General features: G+C 62.9%; 22 protein-coding genes. 11 read left to right on the forward strand and 11 right to left on the reverse strand.

What is annotated here, in order from left to right; translation table 11 throughout:
• Positions 1 to 28 precede the first annotated feature (28 nt).
• Positions 29 to 1,648 (forward strand): peptide chain release factor 3, encoded by a 1,620-nt coding sequence (locus AC1Q67_RS19025; RefSeq protein ID WP_492236768.1) that lies wholly within the window; start codon positions 29 to 31, stop codon positions 1,646 to 1,648.
• A 69-nt stretch (positions 1,649 to 1,717) separates the two neighbouring features.
• Positions 1,718 to 1,993 (forward strand): hypothetical protein, encoded by a 276-nt coding sequence (locus tag AC1Q67_RS19030; protein WP_492236767.1) that lies wholly within the window; start codon positions 1,718 to 1,720, stop codon positions 1,991 to 1,993.
• On the opposite strand, the gene AC1Q67_RS19035 is transcribed toward AC1Q67_RS19030, so the two are convergent.
• The gene (locus tag AC1Q67_RS19035) at positions 1,990 to 2,451 is read right to left on the reverse strand and encodes an SRPBCC family protein (RefSeq protein ID WP_492236766.1); all 462 of its coding nucleotides are present in this window, start codon (positions 2,449 to 2,451) and stop codon (positions 1,990 to 1,992) included. The genes AC1Q67_RS19030 and AC1Q67_RS19035 overlap by 4 nt on opposite strands.
• Before the next feature lie 43 nt (positions 2,452 to 2,494).
• Positions 2,495 to 3,469, reverse strand: coding sequence for a Bug family tripartite tricarboxylate transporter substrate binding protein (locus tag AC1Q67_RS19040; RefSeq protein ID WP_492236765.1), 975 nt, complete (start codon positions 3,467 to 3,469; stop codon positions 2,495 to 2,497).
• 181 nt (positions 3,470 to 3,650) lie between these two features.
• On the opposite strand from AC1Q67_RS19040, the gene AC1Q67_RS19045 reads away from it, so the two are divergent.
• Both AC1Q67_RS19045 and panB read left to right on the forward strand, forming a co-directional pair.
• A complete protein-coding gene (locus tag AC1Q67_RS19045) occupies positions 3,651 to 4,235 on the forward strand; it encodes an NnrU family protein (protein WP_492236764.1) in 585 nt (194 codons plus the stop codon).
• A gap of 3 nt (positions 4,236 to 4,238) precedes the next feature.
• Positions 4,239 to 5,087 (forward strand): 3-methyl-2-oxobutanoate hydroxymethyltransferase, encoded by an 849-nt coding sequence (gene panB, locus AC1Q67_RS19050; protein WP_024577543.1) that lies wholly within the window; start codon positions 4,239 to 4,241, stop codon positions 5,085 to 5,087.
• Positions 5,088 to 5,200: 113 nt separating this feature from the next.
• On the opposite strand, the gene AC1Q67_RS19055 is transcribed toward panB, so the two are convergent.
• Positions 5,201 to 5,983: an outer membrane protein gene (locus tag AC1Q67_RS19055; RefSeq protein ID WP_024577542.1), complete on the reverse strand. Its 783-nt coding sequence runs from the start codon at positions 5,981 to 5,983 to the stop codon at positions 5,201 to 5,203.
• A 318-nt stretch (positions 5,984 to 6,301) separates the two neighbouring features.
• Positions 6,302 to 7,054: an outer membrane protein gene (locus tag AC1Q67_RS19060; RefSeq protein WP_492236763.1), complete on the reverse strand. Its 753-nt coding sequence runs from the start codon at positions 7,052 to 7,054 to the stop codon at positions 6,302 to 6,304.
• 248 nt (positions 7,055 to 7,302) lie between these two features.
• On the opposite strand from AC1Q67_RS19060, the gene AC1Q67_RS19065 reads away from it, so the two are divergent.
• Positions 7,303 to 7,686, forward strand: a complete 384-nt coding sequence (locus AC1Q67_RS19065) for a helix-turn-helix transcriptional regulator (protein ID WP_492236762.1) — start codon at positions 7,303 to 7,305, stop codon at positions 7,684 to 7,686.
• A gap of 25 nt (positions 7,687 to 7,711) precedes the next feature.
• Here the strand turns inward: AC1Q67_RS19065 and AC1Q67_RS19070 are convergent, their stop codons facing one another.
• Positions 7,712 to 7,918, reverse strand: a complete 207-nt coding sequence (locus AC1Q67_RS19070; protein ID WP_024577538.1) for a hypothetical protein — start codon at positions 7,916 to 7,918, stop codon at positions 7,712 to 7,714.
• Between the two features lie 223 nt (positions 7,919 to 8,141).
• On the opposite strand from AC1Q67_RS19070, the gene AC1Q67_RS19075 reads away from it, so the two are divergent.
• The 4 genes from AC1Q67_RS19075 (at position 8,142) to AC1Q67_RS19090 (ending at position 12,572) form a co-directional block, all read left to right on the forward strand.
• Positions 8,142 to 8,795 (forward strand): tetratricopeptide repeat protein, encoded by a 654-nt coding sequence (locus AC1Q67_RS19075; RefSeq protein WP_024577537.1) that lies wholly within the window; start codon positions 8,142 to 8,144, stop codon positions 8,793 to 8,795.
• Positions 8,796 to 8,807: 12 nt separating this feature from the next.
• A complete protein-coding gene (locus AC1Q67_RS19080; protein ID WP_492236761.1) occupies positions 8,808 to 9,308 on the forward strand; it encodes a hypothetical protein in 501 nt (166 codons plus the stop codon).
• Between the two features lie 84 nt (positions 9,309 to 9,392).
• Positions 9,393 to 10,790, forward strand: a complete 1,398-nt coding sequence (gene der / locus AC1Q67_RS19085) for a ribosome biogenesis GTPase Der (protein ID WP_024577535.1) — start codon at positions 9,393 to 9,395, stop codon at positions 10,788 to 10,790.
• A gap of 105 nt (positions 10,791 to 10,895) precedes the next feature.
• Positions 10,896 to 12,572: a Spy/CpxP family protein refolding chaperone gene (locus AC1Q67_RS19090; protein ID WP_492236760.1), complete on the forward strand. Its 1,677-nt coding sequence runs from the start codon at positions 10,896 to 10,898 to the stop codon at positions 12,570 to 12,572.
• A gap of 1 nt (position 12,573) precedes the next feature.
• Here AC1Q67_RS19090 and AC1Q67_RS19095 read toward each other — a convergent pair whose 3' ends face one another.
• The 3 genes from AC1Q67_RS19095 to AC1Q67_RS19105 all read right to left on the reverse strand — a co-directional run bounded on the left by AC1Q67_RS19095 (position 12,574) and on the right by AC1Q67_RS19105 (position 14,658).
• Complete coding sequence (locus tag AC1Q67_RS19095) at positions 12,574 to 13,386, reverse strand: class I SAM-dependent methyltransferase (protein WP_024577533.1); 813 nt, start codon at positions 13,384 to 13,386, stop codon at positions 12,574 to 12,576.
• A gap of 50 nt (positions 13,387 to 13,436) precedes the next feature.
• Positions 13,437 to 13,814, reverse strand: coding sequence for a DUF2147 domain-containing protein (locus AC1Q67_RS19100; protein WP_024577532.1), 378 nt, complete (start codon positions 13,812 to 13,814; stop codon positions 13,437 to 13,439).
• 100 nt (positions 13,815 to 13,914) lie between these two features.
• A complete protein-coding gene (locus tag AC1Q67_RS19105) occupies positions 13,915 to 14,658 on the reverse strand; it encodes an SDR family NAD(P)-dependent oxidoreductase (RefSeq protein WP_492236759.1) in 744 nt (247 codons plus the stop codon).
• Between the two features lie 136 nt (positions 14,659 to 14,794).
• On the opposite strand from AC1Q67_RS19105, the gene AC1Q67_RS19110 reads away from it, so the two are divergent.
• Both AC1Q67_RS19110 and AC1Q67_RS19115 read left to right on the forward strand, forming a co-directional pair.
• Positions 14,795 to 15,919, forward strand: a complete 1,125-nt coding sequence (locus tag AC1Q67_RS19110) for a GNAT family N-acetyltransferase (protein WP_492236758.1) — start codon at positions 14,795 to 14,797, stop codon at positions 15,917 to 15,919.
• A gap of 148 nt (positions 15,920 to 16,067) precedes the next feature.
• On the forward strand, positions 16,068 to 16,781 hold the full coding sequence (locus AC1Q67_RS19115; protein WP_492236757.1) for a PilZ domain-containing protein: 714 nt from the start codon (positions 16,068 to 16,070) through the stop codon (positions 16,779 to 16,781).
• A 96-nt stretch (positions 16,782 to 16,877) separates the two neighbouring features.
• On the opposite strand, the gene purF is transcribed toward AC1Q67_RS19115, so the two are convergent.
• The 3 genes from purF to radA all read right to left on the reverse strand — a co-directional run bounded on the left by purF (position 16,878) and on the right by radA (position 20,770).
• Complete coding sequence (gene purF, locus AC1Q67_RS19120; protein WP_492236756.1) at positions 16,878 to 18,395, reverse strand: amidophosphoribosyltransferase; 1,518 nt, start codon at positions 18,393 to 18,395, stop codon at positions 16,878 to 16,880.
• A gap of 43 nt (positions 18,396 to 18,438) precedes the next feature.
• On the reverse strand, positions 18,439 to 19,086 hold the full coding sequence (locus AC1Q67_RS19125) for a CvpA family protein (protein WP_006020256.1): 648 nt from the start codon (positions 19,084 to 19,086) through the stop codon (positions 18,439 to 18,441).
• A 265-nt stretch (positions 19,087 to 19,351) separates the two neighbouring features.
• Positions 19,352 to 20,770 (reverse strand): DNA repair protein RadA, encoded by a 1,419-nt coding sequence (radA, locus tag AC1Q67_RS19130; protein ID WP_024920048.1) that lies wholly within the window; start codon positions 20,768 to 20,770, stop codon positions 19,352 to 19,354.
• Between the last annotated feature and the right edge of the window lie 83 nt (positions 20,771 to 20,853).

Consider the following 20,853-nt stretch of genomic DNA (forward strand, 5'->3'; position numbering starts at 1 on the left):
CCGCGTTTCTTTGCCACACGCTCGCATCATGTCCGACACCGCTATTGCCGCCGAGTCCGCCTCGCTGACGCCGCTTGCCGAAGAAGTGGCGCGCCGGCGCACATTCGCGATCATTTCCCATCCTGACGCCGGCAAGACCACGCTGACCGAAAAGCTGCTGCTGTTCGGCGGCGCGATCAATCTCGCGGGTCAGGTCAAGGCCAAGGGCGAACGGCGCAACACGCGATCCGACTGGATGAAGATCGAGCGCGAGCGCGGCATCTCCGTCGTCACCTCGGTGATGACGTTCGAATTCCAGAACCTGGTGTTCAACCTGCTCGACACGCCGGGCCACGAGGACTTCTCGGAAGATACCTATCGCACGCTGACCGCAGTCGACTCGGCTGTCATGGTGATCGACGCCGCCAAGGGCATCGAGGCGCGCACGCTGAAGCTGATCGAGGTCTGCCGCCTGCGCGACATTCCGATCGTGACCTTCATCAACAAGATGGATCGCGAAAGCCGCGACGTGTTCGATCTGCTCGACGAGATCGAGAAGACGCTGGCGCTCGACACCTCGCCGATCAACTGGCCGGTCGGCCGCGGCCGCGATTTCATGGGCACCTATGACATCGAAACCGGCGGCATCCGTCTGCTGGAGGGCGGCGGCGCCAAGACCGGCGCGCTGGAGAAAATCGAGATTTCCGATCTGGCGGGCCGCAACGCCAATCTCGATACCGGCGAGATCGCCGACGAACTCGAACTGGTGAAGGAAGCCTCGAAGCCGTTCGATCTGCAGGCGTTCCGCGAAGGCCATATGACGCCGGTCTATTTCGGCTCGGCACTGCGCAATTTCGGCGTCGGCGATCTGCTGGAAGGTCTCGGCCGCTTCGCGCCGTCGCCGCGTGCGCAGGACGCCGACAAGCGCAAGGTCGAGGCGGACGATCCGAAGATGAGCGCGTTCGTGTTCAAGATTCAGGCGAACATGGACCCCAACCACCGCGACCGCATCGCGTTTGCGCGTCTGTGCTCGGGCAAGCTGACGCGCGGCATGAAGGCCAAGCTGGTGCGGACCGGGAAGAACATGAGCCTGTCGTCACCGCAGTTCTTCTTCGCGCAGGACCGCGCCATCGCGGACGAGGCATTCGCGGGCGACGTGGTCGGAATCCCCAATCACGGCACGCTGCGGATCGGCGATACGCTGACCGAGGGCGAGGACATTACCTTTGTCGGCGTGCCGTCATTCGCGCCGGAAATCCTGCGCCGCGTGCGCCTCACCGACGCGATGAAGGCGAAGAAGCTGAAGGAGGCCCTCCAGCAGATGTCGGAGGAGGGCGTCGTGCAGGTGTTCCGTCCGCGCGACGGCGCGCCTGCGCTGGTCGGCGTGGTGGGCATGTTGCAGCTCGACGTGCTGAAAGCGCGCCTCGACGCCGAGTACTCGCTGCCGGTGGATTTCGAGATTAGCGAATTCCAGCTCGCGCGCTGGATTTCATCCGACGATCGCAAGAAGCTGGAAGCGTTCCTGACGGCGAACAACTCCGGCGTCGCTGACGACGTCGATGGCGATCCGGTGTTCCTGGCCAAGAACGAATTCTATCTCGGTTACACCCGCGAGCGCGCCGAAGGCATCGTGTTCTCGTCCGTCAAGGATGTGAAGAAGAAGGCCTGAGCGAGAGCGTCCGCTCGTCTCTTGAACCTGTCCGCCACGGCATGGGACCAATCGGCGACGGGAGCGACAATGAGCGATCAGCCGAAGACCACATCGGAGCAGCAGGATACACCCGAGCATCGGCAACGGATTGCCGTGCTGCTGCTCAAGCTTTCCCCGCTGATGTTCGTTCTTTGTTATGTGCTCGCGGCCCTGCAAGGCGCGAAATGGCAGCACTCACTGCTGATCGCCGTAGTCGGCACGCTGATGTGCCTCGGCGCGGCGGGAATCTGCAAGTTGCGCGGATCGAAATCGGCCAGCGATCTTGTCTGGCTCAACATCCTGCTGCGTCTGTTTACACGCTAGGCCTTGCCTGCGCGCTTCTCCACATTCGCCTTGATGTTCCCTAAGCCGATCGCAGCTTCCGCATCCATGTTGGCGATCTGCTCATCGGTCGGCGGCTTTTTGCGTGCGGGATTGCGCAGGGTGCGGGTGAACTTCGTGCCGCCGCTCACATCCTCGCAGGTGTACTGAACGACGATAGGGCCGATGAAGTCGGTCTCGGCCTGCACGATCCACAGCTTCGGGCTGACACAGGCGCGCACGATCCAGTTCAGCGACACTTCACCCGAGCGGATGTGCCATTTCTCGTGGAACAGCTCGCCGGTATCGAGCGGACGGTTTTCGCTGTCGATATGGTGCGACGCCGCCAGCCACTCCGGCCAGGATTGCGGGTTGGTGACGTAATCGAACACTGCTTTCGCCGGCGCGTTGATGACGATGTCGTGGCTGCGCTCGAAGGCGACGGTGGCAGGGGCGTTCATGGCGTTCTTCCTTCCCGGATTTTCTTGTTCTGCGTTGCGGGTATCAATTGATCCTGATGTCACCGCGCTTGATGACATCGGACCACAGCCTGATCTCGGCGTCCATCCGGTCGCGCAACGCGCCCGGCGTCGAGGGCGCCGGTTCGATCAGCTGCGTTTCCAGCCGCTCGCGCACGCTGGGCTTGGTCAGCGCATCGTGCACTTCGTCATTGATTTGCGCGACGAAGGCGGGCGGCGTGCCGGCGGGCGCGATCAGCGCATTCCATGCATCGGATTCCACGTCGATGCCGCTTTCCTTCAGCGTTGGAATATCCGGCAGGAAACGGGAGCGTTGCGCGGTCGCGACCGCGAGGATCTTCACCTGACCGCCCGCGAGCTGCGGCGTCACCGCAATGGCGGGGAGGCACGCGGCCTGCACGTCGCCGCGGATCACGGCGGTCACCGCCTGCGGCGAGCCTCCATAGGGGATGTGCACCATGGAGGCGCCCGCGCGCTGCGCGATCGCTTCCATGGTCAGGTGCGACAGCGAGCCCGCGCCGATCGAGCCGAAGGCCAGCGGCGTTCCCTTACGCTGGAGCATCGCCAGAAACTCGGCCACTGAATTGACGTTGAGACTCGTGGGCACGACAAGCACGCTCGGCAGCGAAGTCAGCATCGTCACCGGCGCAATGTCGCTGGCGGGATCGTAAGGCAGCTTCGAGAACAGCAGGGTGTTGATGGCGAGCGGGCCACCGAGACTGATCCCGAGCGTCGCGCCGTCGGGCGCGGCCTTGGCGACGGCATCAGTACCGATGTTACCGCCTGCGCCGGGCTTGTTCTCGACAATGAAACTCGCACCGGGATGGCGCGCCTGAAGATCGTCGGCGACAATCCGCCCCACCAGATCCGGCGTCGAACCCGGTCCATAGGGCACAATGATTCTCACGATTTTCGGCGGCCAGGCTGGCTCGGCCGCATGGGCCTTCAAGGCGGGCGCTGCGAGAACCAGCGCGAGCGTAGCGATTGCAAGGGATTTCATTGGGCCGGAAAGAACTTGGAGCAGGGTTGCGATGCAGAAGCGGCATTGCGCGCCGCACCCTAAAAGTGATACCGGGGCACGATGCCGCCGGACATTAACAGGGTCCCGCGCGCGGTGGAATGTCTCGGAAGGCGGTGCTGAAAACCGCTGCGAGCAGAGCGGAAAAGGGAGGGGCGGGCAGATGGGCTTGTTGATCCTCATCGCCGGATTGGCGCTGTTTCTCGGCGTCCACACGCTGACCACGTTGCGCGGTCCGCGCGCCGCTGTGATCCCGCGGCTCGGCGAGGGCGGTTACAAAATTCTCTATGCGCTGGTGTCGTTCGCAGGGCTCGCGCTGATCGCGTGGGGCTTCAGCGTCTATCGCGCCACCGGGTGGATCAACGTGTGGTATCCGCCGGTCGCGCTGCGCCACCTTGCGCTGGCGCTGATGCTGCCGGCGGTGATCCTCGTGGTGGCATCCTATATCCGTGGCCGCATCTATACGACGGTGAAGCACCCGATGCTGGCCGGCGTGAAGCTGTGGGCGCTGCTGCATCTTCTCGCGAACGGCGATCTCGGATCAATCATCCTGTTCGGGTCGGTTCTGGCATGGGCGGTATACGACCGCATTTCGCTCAAGCGCCGCGAGGATCCCGGTGCGCCGCCGATTCCGGTTGGCGGCGTCGGCAACGATCTGATCGCGGTTGCGGTTGGCGTCGTGGTCTATGCCGCGCTGGCCTTCGCATTCCATCCTCTCGTAATCGGCGTCCCTGTGATTGGAGCTTAAGACATGTCCGTGCAGACAGCGGTGAAGCGCAAGACCGCGCCCGATATCCTCAAGCGCAAGGGCGGCGATCCGATCGTGATGCTGACGTCGTATCACGCGCATACTGCGGCGCTGGTCGACCGCTATTGCGACGTCATTCTTGTCGGCGACTCGCTCGGCAACGTGATGCACGGATTCGAGACGACGGTGCCCGTCACGCTCGACATGATGATCCTTCAAGGCCGTGCAGTGATGCGCGGCTCGAAAGAGGCTCTCGTCGTAGTGGACATGCCGTTCGGATCGTATGAGGCCTCGAAGGAACAGGCGTTTCATTCCGCGGCGCGTGTTCTGAAGGAAACCCATTGCGGCGCCGTGAAGATGGAAGGCGGCGTGCGCATGGCGGAGACCATCGAGTTTCTCACCACGCGCGGCATCCCGGTTATGGGACATATCGGTCTGACGCCGCAGTCGATCAACACGCTTGGCAGCTTCAAGTCGCAGGGCAAGGACGAGGCGATCAAGATCGCTGCGGGCGAGAACGGCAGCGGTCCGTTTCAGGATGACGCGCGCGCGGTGGCGCAGGCCGGCGCATTCTCGATTGTCGTGGAAGCGGTGGCCGAGCCGCTGGCCCGCCGCATCACGGAGATTGTCTCGATCCCGACCATCGGCATCGGCGCCAGCAATGCCTGCGACGGTCAGGTCCTGGTGCTGGAAGACATGCTGGGGCTTTCGCCGTGGGTGCCGAAGTTCGTCAAGCGCTACGGCAATCTCGGGCCGGGCATCGAGGCCGCGATTCAGGATTATGCGAAGGAAGTGCGCTCGCGCGCGTTTCCGGGGCCGGAGCATGTTTACGGCATCAAGCCCAAGGGCTGATACGTACGAACAGTTGTTTAGCAAAAAGCCCGGCGCATCGCGCCGGGCTTGAGTTTGAAAACTGGAGATTCGGATAGCAAAGCGGCGCGGCTGTGAAGCCGCGCCGTTACCGTTCAGAACTTGTAGTTCACGGCTGCCCGGACGACATGGAATCGATTGTCGTAGGTGGTCACGAGGTTGAATCCCGGCGCACTCGTTGGATTGAGAACCGTTTCGTTGCCGAGGTCGTAGTAGAGATACTCAGCTCTCACCATCCAGTTGCTGGAGACTGCGTATTCCACGCCGCCACCTGCAACCCAGCCGGATAATGTTCGGCTTGTTGTGAGAGGGTTGTTCACTGCGAAGCCGGTGTAGTCGGTGCGATAGTCCACGTCGGCGAAGGCGCCGCCGCCGGTGCCGTAGATCAGCCAGCGATCCCACACCCAGCCGAGCCGGCCGCGAATGGTGGCCAGCCAATTGACGTTCTGATCCGCGACATGGTTGAAGCCGAAGGGGCCGATCGGAACGCCGCCCGCGGTGATTGGACGGGTGTTGTTGTTGCGGATGCCTGTGCCGGAGAAGTCGCCTTCGATGCCGAGCAGCCAGTTGGGTGCGAACTGCCAGTTGTAACCAATCTGGCCGCCACCCACGACGCCTGCCTGGTTGCCGTTGCCGAATGAGGCTGTATCAAATCCCGGAAAGAGATCGTTTCTCTGGGTGATGTCGGAGTCACTCCAGCCGCCGCCGACATGGACGCCCGCATAGAAGCCGGTCCAGCTCCACACAGGAGCAACAATCGGTGGAGGGGCTTTGTATCGCGGAGCCATGTCCGCGGCAGATGCACTGACTGTGTAGGCTAGAGATGCGCTGCTGATTGTGAGGGCCGCGAAGGCCGTCGTCTTAAGTAATTTCCGCATGATGCACTCCCCAAAAAAATGTCTGAGTTTGGCAGTCGAGCCGGAAATGCCCTTGAGAAAATTCCATCACAAAAAGCAGCCAAAGGCTGTTACCCGCAAGTCACGTTCCGCCAGCAATTTGAAGAGGTTAGGTCAGCGGTACTGGCGCATTTTGAAATGCGTTTTCGCGCAGTTCGCCCGTCTTGATTCAGGGCGTGCGCGCGATAGCGCGTGCATCGCGAACGAAATGAAAAAGCCCGGCGCAGTGCACCGGGCCTGAGTTTCGAAACTGGAGAAAAGAATTGATGGCGCAACCGTGAGGCCGCGCCACCTAAGGACTCAGAATTTGTAGTTCACGCCTGCACGGACGACATTCACCTTTGTGCTGAAAGTGGTGTTGTACGCGAGAGGCGGGGCCACAACCGACACGTTCGACACCGCCTCCGAGCCGAAATCGTAATAGAGATATTCGAGCCGCGCGGTCCAGTTGTTGGCAAATGCATATTCAGCGCCGCCGCCGACAGTCCAACCCGATTTGGTCGTGTTGAAGTTGCCGGAATTGAAAAGTCCGAATCCGGTGAGGTTGGTGCGGTAGTTAATGTCGGCCCAGGCAGCGCCGCCGGTCACATACACAAGCCAGCGATCCGCAGCATAGCCGAACCGGCCGCGTACGCTTGCCATCCAGTCAATGTTGCGCTCAGCCTCGTGCGTAAACGCTGCGCCTATCGGCGCTCCGCCGAGCGTGATGGGTGCTGAGCTCGACTTGCGAATTCCCGTTCCGGAAATGTCGCCTTCGATGCCGAGCACCCAGTTCGGCGCGAATTGCCAGTTGTAGCCGATCTGGCCGCCGCCAACGACGCCACTGCCGTTGCCGCCCAGTCTGGCGGTGTCAAAGGGACCGAATCCCGAGACAGTCGCGGTCGCGTCGCCATCGCTCCAGCCGCCGCCGACATGACCGCCGATATAGAAGCCGGTCCAGCTCCACACCGGCGCCATGACCGGCGCCTTGGTGTAACGCGGTCCGAGATCGGCCGCCGATGCCGATGCCGACGTCACTGCAATCAACGCTGCGGCAGCAAAAAGCTTTCTCATAATTTTCTCCGTATGATCTGAATGAATTCATCTGCCCAGCCGTCCGGGGCTGTGTTCATTGTCAGCGAACAGTCCCGGTTCGACGGCGCAAATCATCGTGGCGCGAACCTAGGAGTGCGGAGAAAGCGAGTCTTGGACTGCGCGGCACGTTCTTGGACTAAACGCTACCCGCACCCCGATTTGAACCGGCTGTGTCTATCCAGCGACACACCCTTGGGCGGGCATCGCCCCAAGGGTGGATGGATTTCATGGATGGCTATTCTTTTGCGATGCGCAGTTCGCGGTTGAGCGCGATCAAGGCGTACATCGTTTCACAGATCGATAATCCTGCGCTGTGCCTCGCCGACATCGCCGCGCATCAGGGTATTTCGTCGAGCTACGTCAGGAAGCTGTTCGCGGCCGAAGGAACGAGGTTCACGGCCTTCGTTCTCGATACCCGCCTCGAATATGTTTCGCGGATGCTGCTCGATCCCGACAACCGCGCGCAGTCCATCAGCGCGATCGCGCTGAAATGCGGCTTCAACGATATTTCCTATTTCAACCGGGTCTTCCGCAAGCGCTACGGCTGTACGCCGTCCGATCTGAGGCGCGGGCGAGATGTGACGGGTGCGGCGGAGAGTGCGACGGCGTAACGCTGTCGCACGGAAGCAGCCAGACTTATTGGGAGCGGCTGAGCTGCTCTTCGGTCACGATCCGCTCGATGTTCTCGGTCTTGCTTCGGATGCGATATCGCACGCGTCCATCCGCCTCGATCGGCATGCAGCCGACGATGGTGTAGACGTTCGACTGGATTTTCTGGGCGCGGCCCTGGGGTCCCTGACTTTGATGATGGACGTCGTCGTTGATCGAAAAGCTGTGTGTCATGGATTCTCCCGAGAGTTGACGGGTTGTAGCAGCCGGTCGGGGCAAAGCAACGATGCCGCCGAGGGGGCCTCCAAAACAGTGTTAACACTTTGATCCGGCTGACTTTGCCTTGCAGTCGCCATACCGGTACTGTATCGCCGCGTCACATCGGGGAAGCCGCGGCGGCTGCGCGGCGGGTGGTGCGGCCACAGCTCTTTCAAAACAGACCGGGCGGGACAATTAAGTGTCTGAAATATTTAATGAAATCGACGAGGACTTGCGCCGGGAGCAGCTCAAGAAGCTCTGGGAGCGCTATTCGATCTTCATCATCGCGGGAGCGATTCTGATCATTGCGGCGGTCGGCGGCTGGCGCGGATACCAGTATCTGGAGGCCAAGAAGGCCGCCGAGGCCGGGGCCGCCTTCGAGGCTGCGATCACGCTGTCCGAAGAGGGCAAAAAAAGCGAGGCCGAGGCTGCCTTCGCCAAGATCGTAGCCGACGGCTCCAAGGGCTATCGCGTGCTGGCGCGTCTGCGCGCCGCTGCGGATGCCGCTGCCGCCGATCCGAAGGCCGCTGCCAAGCTGTACGACGCCATTGCGGCCGATCCCGCGGTCTCTGCGTCCCAGCAGGATCTCGCGCGTATTCGCGCTGCCGGTCTGCTGATGGAAAGTGAACCCTACGCGGAGATGCGCCAGCGCCTTGAGCCGGCGACCGGCGAGGGCCGGACCTTCCGGCATACCGCCCGCGAGTTGCTGGCGCTGTCGGCCTACCGGGCCAACGATGCGACGGCTGCCCGTCAGTGGCTGGATATGATCGGCAACGATGCGCGCACGCCGGCAAGCATGCGCAGCCGTGCCGAGGCACTGCAGGCCTTGCTGCCGCCCGCCGCGAAAAGCTGAAGCGAGACATCGATGCGCCGTCCGCAACGCCTGATTGCCGCCACCATTCTTGCCACGATGTCGCTCGCGCTTGCCGGCTGCTCCAGCGGCAATTTCGATCCGACCGATCTGATGGACTGGTTCGACACCAAGAAGAAGATTCCCGGTGAGCGCAGGCCGGTATTTCCCGAGGGCGTGCCGGGCGTCGAGCAGGGCGTGCCAAGGGACATGTACAAGGGCGCCCGCCAGGATCCGCCGCCGCCGGTAGCCGAGACCCCGCCGCCTGCACCGGAGCCGAAGGCCAAATCGCGCAAGTCCGCGACGCGGGAGGCTGAACCGTTCCCGCAGCCCGTGGATGAGCCCGGCGCGGCTGCGCCGAAGATGAAGAAGCCCAAGCGAACCCGCATTACGGCGCCGGAGCCTGATCCAGAGCCTGCAGCGCAGGCCGCGCCAGCGCCGCAGCAGGCTGCGCCCCAGCAGCAGGCGCCATCCTCATTCCCTGCGCCACTGCCAAGCGGGGGCTTCGCGCGCTGATTTAGACTCCCGGCGCGGTCCTTTGCGCCGCGCATTTTGATCCCTTTATTGACACGAGGTCCGTAAAGGGCGAACGGATCACCCATGTCCTTCACCATCGCGATCATCGGCCGGCCCAATGTCGGCAAGTCGACCCTGTTCAACCGGCTGGTTGGGCAGAAGCTGGCGCTTGTCGATGACCAGCCGGGTGTGACGCGCGACCGCCGCGAGGGGGACGGGCGTCTGGGCGATCTCGAATTCACCCTGATCGACACGGCCGGTCTCGATGAAGGCCCGAAGGGCTCGCTGACCGCGCGGATGCAGGAGCAGACCGAAGCGGCGATCGCGCTGGCCGACGCACTGATGTTCGTGATCGATGCACGCGCGGGACTGACGCCGACCGATCGCGCCTTCGCGGACTTCGCACGCCGCGCCAACAAGCCGGTGGTGCTGGTCGCCAACAAGAGCGAGGGGAAGCACGGCGAAGCGGGCGCGATGGAATCCTACGCGCTCGGGCTCGGCGATCCGATCCCGATTTCCGCCGAACACGGCGAAGGGCTCAGCGATCTTTACGACGCGCTACGCGTGCTGATGCCGGAGCCGGCCGAAACCGATGAGAACGAGGATGATCCGGACTCGTTCGAGAACGTGGACGGCGAGGATGAGAACCTGTCGACGCGCCCGATCCGCGTCGCCGTCCTTGGACGACCCAATGCGGGCAAATCAACGCTGATCAATTACCTGCTCGGCGAGGAACGGCTGCTGACCAGCCCCGAAGCCGGCACCACGCGCGATTCCATTGCCGTCGACGTAATGTGGAAGGGCCGCGAGTTTCGCGTGTTCGACACCGCCGGCCTGCGGCGGCGTTCGCGCATCGAGGACAAACTCGAAAAGCTTTCGGTCTCGGACGCACTGCGCGCGGTCCGCTTCGCGGAAGTCGTGGTGCTGATGATGGATGCGCAGAACAGGTTCGAGGAGCAGGACCTGCGGCTCGCCGATCTGATCGAGCGGGAAGGCCGCGCCCTCGTGATTGCCGTCAATAAATGGGATCTGATGGAGCGCGCGCCGAACCAGATCGCCCGGCTGCGCGAGGATGCCGACCACTGGCTGCCGCAGGTGCGCGGCGCGCCCATCGTCGCGGTGTCCGGCATGATGGGCGAGGGCATCGACAGGCTGATGAGCGCTATCGAGGACGCCTACGGTGTCTGGAACCGGCGTATCTCGACTGCATCGCTCAATCGCTGGTTTGAGCAAGCGGTCCAGACCAATCCGCCGCCGGCGGTGTCGGGCCGGCGGCTCAAGCTCAACTACATCACACAGGCCAAGGCGCGTCCGCCGAGCTTCGTGGTGTTCTGCTCGCGCTCGGACGCGATCCCGGAATCCTACCTGCGCTACCTGATCAACAGCATGCGCAGTTACTTCGAACTGCCCGGCACTCCGGTCCGCATCACGCTGCGGGAGAAGGACAACCCGTTCGCACATAAAGCGAAGCGGAAGTCTTGAGATTCCGGCAGACGGAACAATTTATCACTTAATGGATTGATCCAGGTTTCGCGCCGTCGGGACCCGCATGTGCGGCTCCCGTTGTCCGTTGCAGCGGAGGGTGCCATGCCGATTGTCAGGTCAGGATTCGTTACGCTCCTTGCGCTGGTTTTCGGCGCGCTGTTTTTCCTCGCGGCCTATGACGCCGCCTCAGCAAGGCCCGGCGGCGGCCATGGCGGCGGAGGCGGAGGTTTCCGGGGCGGCGGAGGTGGCGGCTTCCACGGCGGCGGCGGTGGTTTTCGTGGGGGCGGCTTCCATGGCGGAGGCTTCCATAGCGGAGGCTTCCGCGGTGGTGGCGCGGCGTTCCGTGGCGGCGGCGTCCGGATGGGCGGCGGACATGCCTTCCACGCCCGGCCGTATATGTCCCGTTCATTTTCCCGGCCGAGCTACCGGGGTGGGCGGTCCTACGCCGTCCACAATCGGCAATTCAACCGCAGCGCGCGGTTCAACTCGTCTCGCGGCGCCGTTGCTCGCAACGCACTGGGGACCTCGAGCACAAGAGCGCTGAACGTTCGAAACACCCGCAATGCAAACGCAGTGCGGAATGCGTTCCACGCCCGTCCGGTCAACCGGGCCCTGCGCAACACCACCGCGCTTCGTAACCCGGCAACCCGCGCGCTCGTCACAACACGTCTGGCGACGGCGGGCTGGCATGGAAATCATGGCTGGTGGCGTCACCGTCACGGCGGTTTCGGATGGGTGGGGCCGGTATTCTGGCCGTTCGCCTTCTATGACATCTACGGTTACTCGCTGTGGGGCTACGACTACGACGTGGCCTTCTGGGACTATGGATATCCCGACATCTACGCGGGCATCTTCGCGCCTTACGGCTACGACGATCTGATCGGCTACTCCGGCTATCTGCCAGGTTATGCCGCGCGGAGCGGGAGGGGCCGGGAGTCCTTTGCCTCGGCCGATCCGAATGATCGTGTCAGCCTGACACAAATGTGCGGCGAGGACAGCCGCGACATCGCCGGATTGCCGATCGACGCGATCCAGAAAGCGCTTGCGCCTGATGCGGCGCAGCGCGCGGCGCTCGACGATCTCGCCAACGCTTCGCTGAAAGCCGGGCAGGACATCAAGGCCACTTGCCCGACTGACATTGCGCTGACGGCGCCGCGTCGCCTTGCGGTGATGCAGCAGCGGATCGAGGCCATGGTGGCAGCGGTGAAAACCGTGCAGCCGCCGCTCGAGAAGTTTTACGGGCTTCTCAGCGACGAGCAGAAGGCGAAGTTCAACGCGCTCGCGCAGCGGCAACGGCCCGCACGGTCCGGACAGACCATGGCGACGGCGCGGCCGAGCTGTGATGTGTCACAGCCCGGCGTGACCGATTGGCCGGGCGCGATGATCGATCAGGCGGTGAAGCCGACTGACGATCAGCGCAAGGGACTGGAAGCTCTCCAGAGCGCCGCAGCCAAGGCATCGGACATGCTGAAATCATCCTGCGTGTCGGAGAATGCGAACACGCCGCCGGTGCGGCTCGCGGCTGTCGGCAAGCGGCTCGATACCATGCTGCAGGCGGTGAAGACCGTCCGCACGCCGCTGGACAGTTTCTATGGATCGCTCAACGACGAGCAGAAGGCGAGCTTCGATGCCATCGGCCCGAAGCGGATGAGCGCCCTGGATGAAAACGCCATCGCCCGCAACGACGCGGATACGCCGCGCCGCGCACGTGGCCGCCGCCACCATCATTATGGCAACGTCGACTACATGATCCGGCGTATGATGTCGTTCGTTCGCTAAATCAATTCGTGGCGGTGATGACATGAGCCCGGATGAGGCCGTCGATCGGTCCATTTCCAAATCGGCGCGCCAGCGCGTCCGCCGCGACCTCCGTCGCCTTTTCGAGCAGCGATGCATCGCGCGTCTCGATTTCATTTCTGAGCGGTGTTCCCTGACAGTAGGCGATCGCAACGTCGCGCGGTGATGCAGCTTTGCTCTTGTGGTTGACGGTTTCAGGGGAAATGCCGGTGAAGCCCGCAGCGGCCAGCTCGCCCCGTATTTTCGCAACATCGTGGTAGCCGTGCGGCGTGCGGGCCATGAACATCGGCGGGTCTTGCGGAAATAACGTGGCCAGTGACGCGGTCACGACATCGGCAAATTCGTTGTTGCCGATCCGGTCCCACACATTGAAGAAAAAATGGCCGCCCGGTTTCAGGACGCGGCGGGCTTCGCTGAAACCCTTGACCTTGTCGGGAAAGAACATCGCGCCGAACTGGCAGGCAACGACGTCAAACTCCTGATTTCCGAATGGCAGGGCGAGCGCGTCGGCCTGCCGCCATGTGACCCGGCCGGGGTGAGATTGCTTCGCCATGGCATGATCGAGCATCGGCTGATTGAGATCGGTTGCCACGATCCGGGTCCGGGCGGGAAGCCGCGATACCATGGCTCGCGTCAGGACACCCGTTCCGGCAGCGGTCTCAAGCACATTTGCGGGATCGACCTTGGCGATCCGCTCGGCGAGGTCGTTTGCATAAGGTTGAAAAATGAGAGGAACAAAAAGCCTGTCGTAGATCTCGGGAATTGATCCCGAGAACAGCTTGTCGGTCGCGTCCATGTCGATCCTCCGCCATCTGGAAAATGGAGCGCTTCTGATTCACCGGCGGCTTAGTTCGCCCGTGTCCATGTCGAGGACTTGCAGATCATTCCGCCCATGGCGCAGCCTGCTGTTGTCAACGTGCCGCCTGAGAGTGACATCTTGCCGGCATAGGTCTTGCCGTCTTCCGGATTGAACGCGGAGCCCTTCCACGCATCCGTGCCGTCCGGTTTCATGTCGTAGAAAATGCGCTGGCCGACCTTGGCAGGCGTTTCGACGCCCGGCTTGAGCCACACAAGCGAGCCGCAATACGCGCCGCCGCCACACGAGCCGATCTTGACCTTCGATGCGCCAGTGTCGCGCAGCCACGTGCCGCTGGGATCGCCTGCCAATGCCGATGTACTAACGAGCGCGAGAGCAGCGATTGCGGCTGCAATTTTCAATGCCATTCCGTTTCCCCTCAAATATGCGCCAGCCTCTTTGTGCGGGCTTGCGCAAATTGAACAGGGGGACGTGAGGAGTGTCAACCGCGGGGCCTTGTGGCGGACGTTACTCGACCGGCGTGCGAAAGTTCTTGAGCGTCTTCGACGGGTAATCGAAGAACTTTCCGGTCTCGGTCCAGGACGGTGCGCACATCGGCACAATGAATTCTGCGGCCTGTTCCGGTGTGTCGAGGATCATCGGGTCCTCTCCGGGCATCACGGTGGCGCGCATGCGGGTGCGGATCGGTCCGGGGCTGAACAGGTTGACGCGGATCGGTGTCGTTGCGGTCTCGTTCGCCCACACGCGCACGAGCGCATCGAGCGCGGCCTTCGATGCGGCATAGGGCCCCATATAGGCGGTAGCCTTGTGAGCGATGCCGGAGGTGATGAACACCGCGCGCCCCGCGTCGGATTTTTGCAGCAGCGGCTCCATGCAGCGGATCAGCTGGAAGTTTGCGGTGGTGTTCACCGCGAACATGTTGTCCCAGAATTTCGGATCGGTGTGACCGAGCGGCGAGGACGTACCCGCGACGCCCGCATTGCCGATCAGAATGTCAAGCTTGCCATGGCGTTCGTTCAGTGCGGCACCAAGGCGCGCGATACCGTTGAGGTCGGTCATGTCGAGCGGCACCAGCGTAGCATTGCCGCCGTCGGCGCGGATGGCATCGTCCAGCTCCTCGAGGCCGGCTTGTGTTCGCGCCACCGCAATGACATGCGCGCCGGCTCGCGCCAGCGCGCGCGCCGTGGCGTAGCCGATGCCACGCGATGCGCCGGTGACGAGGGCGATGCGGGCGGAGAGATCAACGGGCATCCGAAAGGCATCCTTTTCGTAACGGCCGGATTGGGCGGCCAGCGTGAGCAGTCTTTTAAAGGCGCCGTCGCGTGGCACAAGGCCGGAATGCCAAAAGACCGGAGTATAGCCGGGCAGGGCATGGTACAGGGACGCCATGAGTTCGACGCTTCATTCCCGGGCGGGCCGCTGGCGCCCCATGTCGGAGGCCGATCTTCCGGCCGTCAATGCTCTCGCTAGCCGCATTCATCCGGACTATCCGGAGGATGAAGCGGTGTTTGCCGAGCGGCTGCGGCTCTATCCGGACGGTTGCCGGGTGCTGGAGGGCGAGCAGGGTCTCGTCGCCTATGTCGTCAGCCATCCATGGCGGCATCTGGAACCGCCGTCGCTGAACGCGCTGCTTGGCGCACTGCCGCCGCAGCCATCGACGTTCTACATCCACGATCTTGCGCTGGCGCCGGAGGTGCAGGGCACCGGCGCGGCAACAAGCGTCGTCGTTTGGCTCGCGGATCATGCCTCCGCCTGCGGTCTGCCCGACATGTCACTGATAGCGGTCAACGGCTCTGCAGGCTTCTGGCAACGTCAGGGATTTGAAGCCGTTCACGATCCGATACTGGAGTCCGGGTTGCGCAGCTATAGCGACGACGCCCGCTTCATGTCGCGGACACTCGAGTGGCATGCGTCGTCGAAAGAAATTGGCGGGCTGTATGAGCGTCACGCCACGGCATTCGATCGGGATCGCGGCAACCGGCTGGTGGAGCGCGCCTGGTTCGAGCGCTTCAGGGATGTCATGCCGGACGGTGCGGACGTACTCGATCTCGGCTGCGGGTCGGGCGAGCCGGTCGCACGCTATCTGATCGAAGCAGGGTATCGCGTCACCGGTGTCGATTCAGCGCCGACGCTGATCGGGCTGTGCCGCTCGCGCTTTCCAGGTGAGACGTGGATCGCGGGCGACATGCGCGAGGTTTCTCTGTCGCGCCGCTTCGGCGGCGTTGTGGCCTGGAACAGCTTCTTCCATCTGACGCCGGACGATCAGCGCAAGATGTTCAGGATTTTTGCGGATCACGCCGGTCCGGGCGCAGCGCTGATGTTCACCAGCGGGCCGCGTGCCGGCGAGGCGATCGGCTCGTATCAGGGCGAGGCGCTCTATCACGCCAGCCTTGATGCGGCGGAATATGAGGCGCTGCTCGCCGCGCACGGCTTTTCAACCGTGCAGCATGTCGTCGAGGATCAGTCCTGCGGAGGACTAACGGTGTGGCTGGCGCGCACGCTGTCCGCCTAGTTGTTCGGCGATTGTGTGCAATTTGTTGAAAATTGAAGACTCATTTGCAGGTTGCGGATAACCGCAGAGATGAATTCCGCCTTTCGGGTCATTTCCTCGTAAAGTTCAGCGTATTAGAGCCAGCAGGCTTTATCGCGAGGATCACGCTTTGTCCGTCAAAGAGTTTCTCAAGCAGCGAGCCGTCAAGGTCATAGTTGGCGGTAATTATAAACTTCCAAACTGGTATGATCCGCAGGGGCGGCTACGCACCTTCGCATGCCGGACAACCCGCGTTTCACCGTTCCGGATGATGGTCGAGGTGCCGGTGGTCGGCAAGGTCGGCGACCGCGTCACATCCTATTTCCGTGACTTCGGCACGTTCGACGGCTCCATCACTGACACGATCGCGGGTGGCTTTCTGGTCGAGCTGGAGATGGTTCGCGCGATGCGTGAAAAGTTTGCGAGCAAGCTCACCTGGCTGGAGAAGAAGCAGAAGGACCCCAGCATTTCCGACGAAAGGAAGGATGCGCGCATTATTCCCGCGAGTTCGCATTCCACGCTGACCCTGGCCGACGGCAATATCCAGGAATGCTTTGTGATCGACATGTCGGCTTCGGGCGCAGCAGTCTCGGCCCAGTTGCAACCGGAGGTCGGAACGCCGCTGGCCGTTGGATCCTGCATCGGCCGCGTGGTCAGGCTTCTGCCAGACGGGTTCGCGGTCAGGTTCGTCGAGCGGCAGAATTGCAATGATCTCGACCGCCTCATCATCCGGCCGGTGTCTCTGCGCCCGGCAGCAGTTCAAGCGCGACGCGTGGCGGATGTGACCATCATGCAGTCGACGAGAACGATGTCTGGGGGAGCGGATTTGATCGAGAGCTGCTGACCGCTCAGCCACGCATGACCACCCGCGAGCGGAAACGCTTCCGCTCTCCTCATGTCCCGATTGTTACGGCACACAACACGCGAAGATGGAGACGGCTTAGCTCGCTTCGGCCAGCAGCGAGAGCTGGTGCTGCGGCTGTTCGACCTGGGTCTGGTCGGTGAGGTGGGTCGGATAGGCGCCGGTGAAGCAGTGATCCGCGAACTTCGGATTGGCCGGATCGCGCTCCGCGAATCCCATCGCGCGGTACATGCCATCGATCGACAGGAACGCCAGGGAGTCCGCGCCGATGATGTCGCGCATTTCCTCAAGCGTATGGGTCGCCGCCAGAAGGCCGCCACGGTCCGGCAGATCGATGCCGTAGTAATCCGGGTTGATGATCGGCGGCGAGGCGAGGCGGAAGTGAACCTCCTTCGCGCCGGCGTCGCGCATCATGCGCACGATCTTCTTCGATGTGGTGCCGCGCACCAGCGAGTCGTCGATCAGGATAATGCGCTTGCCTTCGATGGCGGCGCGGTTGGGCGCATGCTTCATGCGCACGCCAAGCTCGCGCACGCTCTGCGTCGGCTGAATGAAGGTGCGGCCGACATAGTGGTTGCGGATGATACCAAGCTCGAACGGCACGCCCGAATGCTGGCTGTAGCCGACCGCGGCGGGGACGCCGGAATCCGGCACCGGCACCACCACGTCAACATCGACATGGCTTTCCCGTGCAAGCTGCGCGCCGAAGGCCTTGCGGACTTCGTAGACTGAGCGGCCGCCGACGATGGAGTCGGGCCGCGAGAAATAGATGTATTCGAAGATGCAGGGGCGGGGCGGCTGCGGCGGGAACGGCTTGTGGATTTCCGTGCCCTTCTCGTCGAACACGATGACTTCGCCGGGCTCGATGTCGCGGACATATTTCGCGCCGATGATGTCAAGCGCGCAGGTCTCGGAGGCGAGAATCGGACAGTTGTCGAGTTCGCCGAGCACCAGCGGGCGGATGCCGAGCGGATCGCGCGCGCCGATCAGCTTCTTGTTGGTCAGCGACACCAGCGCATAGGCGCCCTCGATGGCGCGAAGAGCTTCGATATAGCGCTCGATGAAACGGCCGCGCTTCGATTGCGCTACCAGATGCAGGATCACCTCGGTGTCGGTGGTCGACTGCATCATTGCGCCGTGGCGGACCAGCTCGCGCCGCAGCGTCAGGCCGTTGGTGAGATTGCCGTTGTGGCCGACGGCAAAGCCGCCTGCATTGAGTTCGGCGAACAGCGGCTGCACGTTGCGCAGGATGGTGCCGCCGGTGGTGGAGTAGCGGACATGGCCGACGGCCATATTGCCGGGAAGGCGTTCGATCACTTCGGCGCGGGAGAAGGTGTCTCCGACGAGGCCGAGGCGGCGTTCGGAATGGAAGCGGTGGCCGTCGTAAGTGACGATGCCGGCGGCTTCCTGTCCGCGATGCTGAAGGGCGTGGAGGCCGAGGGCGGTGATCGCCGCGGCTTCGGGATGCCCGAAGATGCCGAACACGCCGCACTCCTCGCGCAGCGTGTCGCCGTTCAGATCCTTGTCCAGATCGTCATCCAGGTCGTAGTCGGATTTGGAGGGAGGAGTGGAGTGATCGCCGGAAGGGGTTTTCATATGGTCCACCGCGCCCTTGTCTGAGGCAGGACTAGAACTGAATCTAGCGTCCTGCGGCTTTGCCTTCGATCAACTGCTTCATGCCGTCACGGGCTGTTTTCCCGTACCCGCCGTCGTTCCCCACCGTTGCCGTTGTGCGCGGTTCGGGAGCCGCATCAGTCTGCTGCTCCTCGTCGCCTTTTTTCTTGAACCTCTTCAAGATGGTGTTTTCGGGATCATCCGGCAAGAGGCCCATCAGCCAATCGCCGGTTCCCTGCAACATCACCCGCGACTTGGCGTTACGGACCCAATCTGGCTGTTGTTTGTCCGGCACCAGCCAAGCGAAGAACAAAAATGCCACCACCATGATCAAAAGTCCGCGCGCGAGCCCGAACAGGAAGCCGAGGGTGCGGTCGAGTGCGCCGATCCGCGAATCCAAGATCATGTCCGAGATGCGGACGGTGATGATCGACACCACGATCAGCGTCAGAATGAACACGCCGGCGACGACGGCCACCGCCGCGACGGTCTCGTTGTTGAAGTAGGTTTTCGCAGTCGGCAGCAGCTTCTGATAGGCGTAGAGCGTGGTCAGCGCAGCGGCGCCCCAGGCAGCGATCGACAGAATCTCGCGCATGAAGCCGCGGATCATCGCCAGAAGGCCCGACAACAGCATCACGGCAAGAACGATAATGTCGAGAAGCGTTATCGGCATCGGCTGGTCAGATCCGCTTTCAGTTTCAAAACCCCGAATCGGGTTGTCTCAGGTCCGGATAGCTGACGGCCATATCGCACGTCCCGCAAGGGCCGGGAACCCGCAAAAACCCAGACATCAACGGCAAAACTGCATCGCTCTTATGGATCGCCTGTTGCGGTTAACGATCCGTAGCGGACGCAATCTGCAGCCGTTCAACGTCGCGGGCTATATAGCGGCCGGTCACGCCAGCGTCACGCCGCCTTTGGTTCTCGACAGGCTTAATTCAGCCTGAAGCTGCGGTTTTCCCTCGGGCTGTGGCTTTGCTGCCCCGCGCGGCAATGTCCGCAACCAGCGAGGTCAGCGATCCCACCGTATTGAGCGACATTCCGGCGTCGCCGCCGGTATCGCCGCGCGCATTTTCAGGCAGCACGGCGCGGCCGAAGCCGAGCTTGGCGGCCTCCTTCAGACGGGCCGAGGTCTGGGCCACCGGCCGAACCGCACCCGACAGCGAGATTTCGCCGAAATAGACCGCATCGACCGGCAACGGCGCGTTGGCGAGCGACGACACCAGCGCCGCTGCTGCCGCCATGTCTGCCGCAGGCTCGTTGATCCGGAGGCCGCCGGCGACATTGAAGTAGACGTCGTAGCCGGAGAGCTTGACCCCGCAATGCGCCTCCAGCACCGCGAGCACCATCGAAAGGCGGCTGGATTCCCAACCCACCACCGCGCGTCGCGGCGTTCCGAGCGTTGTCGGCACAACCAGCGCCTGCAGTTCGACCAGCACCGGGCGCGTGCCTTCAAGACCGGCGAACACGGCTGTGCCGGGGCTGCCGAGATCGCGCTCGGACAGGAACAGTTCGGATGGATTTGAGACTTCGCGCAGGCCCAGACCGGTCATCTCGAACACACCGATTTCGTCGGTAGGACCGAAGCGGTTCTTCACCGCGCGCAGGATGCGGAACTGCTGCGAGCCTTCGCCCTCGAAGCTCATCACCGCATCGACCATGTGCTCGACCACACGGGGGCCGGCGATCTGGCCGTCCTTGGTGACGTGACCGACCAGAATAAGGGCCGCGCCGGATTTCTTTGCGAAGCGGATCAGTGCCTGTGCCGATGCGCGGACCTGCGTCACCGTTCCGGGCGCGGATTCGACGGTGTCGGTCCACATGGTCTGGATCGAATCGATCACCACGAGGCGAGGCGGGGTTCCTTCCGACAGCGTGGCGATGATGTCTTCGACGGAGGTCTGCGCGGCCAGTTGCACCGCGGCGTCGGCGAGACCGAGACGCGCGGCGCGAAGACGGACCTGCGCGACGGCCTCTTCACCCGAGATGTAGACCACGCGATGTCCCGCGCGCGCCATCAGGCTGGTGGCCTGGGTCAGCAGTGTCGATTTTCCGATGCCGGGATCGCCGCCGACCAGCAGCACCGAGCCGCGAACGAAGCCGCCGCCGGTGACGCGATCGAGTTCACCCATTCCGGACGACAGGCGGGGCGCTTCGGGACTCGAACCGGTGAGGGTTTCCAGCGCGAACGGCCGGCCCTTGCGCTTGGGGCGCAAATTCGCGGGCATGGACGTCGCGCCGGTCGTGTCTTCTTCAGACAGCGTATTCCACTCACCGCAGGATTCACATTTACCCTGCCATTTATTGTAGGCAGCTCCGCAATTCTGACAGACGAAGGAGAGGGCGTTTTTCGCCATGGAGGGGCCTGCCAGCGTCGGAGCAACGGGAATCGTGTGTTCCTCTTTTGTTCACATAAAGCGTTAAAAAGTCAACCCATGTC

This window comes from Afipia sp. GW823-FHT06G09, from assembly GCF_058794875.1.

Coding starts and splice junctions, on each gene's coding strand:
- AC1Q67_RS19105 (WP_492236759.1), bottom strand. CDS start 14,658: ATGCCCGTTGATCTCTCCGCCCGCATCGCCCTCGTCACCGGCGCATCG.
- AC1Q67_RS19070 (WP_024577538.1), bottom strand. CDS start 7,918: ATGACACACAGCTTTTCGATCAACGACGACGTCCATCATCAAAGTCAG.
- AC1Q67_RS19110 (WP_492236758.1), top strand. CDS start 14,795: ATGAGTTCGACGCTTCATTCCCGGGCGGGCCGCTGGCGCCCCATGTCG.
- AC1Q67_RS19040 (WP_492236765.1), bottom strand. CDS start 3,469: ATGAAATCCCTTGCAATCGCTACGCTCGCGCTGGTTCTCGCAGCGCCC.
- AC1Q67_RS19030 (WP_492236767.1), top strand. CDS start 1,718: ATGAGCGATCAGCCGAAGACCACATCGGAGCAGCAGGATACACCCGAG.
- AC1Q67_RS19025 (WP_492236768.1), top strand. CDS start 29: ATGTCCGACACCGCTATTGCCGCCGAGTCCGCCTCGCTGACGCCGCTT.
- AC1Q67_RS19100 (WP_024577532.1), bottom strand. CDS start 13,814: ATGGCATTGAAAATTGCAGCCGCAATCGCTGCTCTCGCGCTCGTTAGT.
- AC1Q67_RS19065 (WP_492236762.1), top strand. CDS start 7,303: ATGGATGGCTATTCTTTTGCGATGCGCAGTTCGCGGTTGAGCGCGATC.
- purF (WP_492236756.1), bottom strand. CDS start 18,395: ATGAAAACCCCTTCCGGCGATCACTCCACTCCTCCCTCCAAATCCGAC.
- radA (WP_024920048.1), bottom strand. CDS start 20,770: ATGGCGAAAAACGCCCTCTCCTTCGTCTGTCAGAATTGCGGAGCTGCC.
- AC1Q67_RS19055 (WP_024577542.1), bottom strand. CDS start 5,983: ATGCGGAAATTACTTAAGACGACGGCCTTCGCGGCCCTCACAATCAGC.
- AC1Q67_RS19125 (WP_006020256.1), bottom strand. CDS start 19,086: ATGCCGATAACGCTTCTCGACATTATCGTTCTTGCCGTGATGCTGTTG.
- AC1Q67_RS19060 (WP_492236763.1), bottom strand. CDS start 7,054: ATGAGAAAGCTTTTTGCTGCCGCAGCGTTGATTGCAGTGACGTCGGCA.
- AC1Q67_RS19045 (WP_492236764.1), top strand. CDS start 3,651: ATGGGCTTGTTGATCCTCATCGCCGGATTGGCGCTGTTTCTCGGCGTC.
- AC1Q67_RS19035 (WP_492236766.1), bottom strand. CDS start 2,451: ATGAACGCCCCTGCCACCGTCGCCTTCGAGCGCAGCCACGACATCGTC.
- der (WP_024577535.1), top strand. CDS start 9,393: ATGTCCTTCACCATCGCGATCATCGGCCGGCCCAATGTCGGCAAGTCG.
- AC1Q67_RS19090 (WP_492236760.1), top strand. CDS start 10,896: ATGCCGATTGTCAGGTCAGGATTCGTTACGCTCCTTGCGCTGGTTTTC.
- AC1Q67_RS19080 (WP_492236761.1), top strand. CDS start 8,808: ATGCGCCGTCCGCAACGCCTGATTGCCGCCACCATTCTTGCCACGATG.
- AC1Q67_RS19095 (WP_024577533.1), bottom strand. CDS start 13,386: ATGGACGCGACCGACAAGCTGTTCTCGGGATCAATTCCCGAGATCTAC.
- panB (WP_024577543.1), top strand. CDS start 4,239: ATGTCCGTGCAGACAGCGGTGAAGCGCAAGACCGCGCCCGATATCCTC.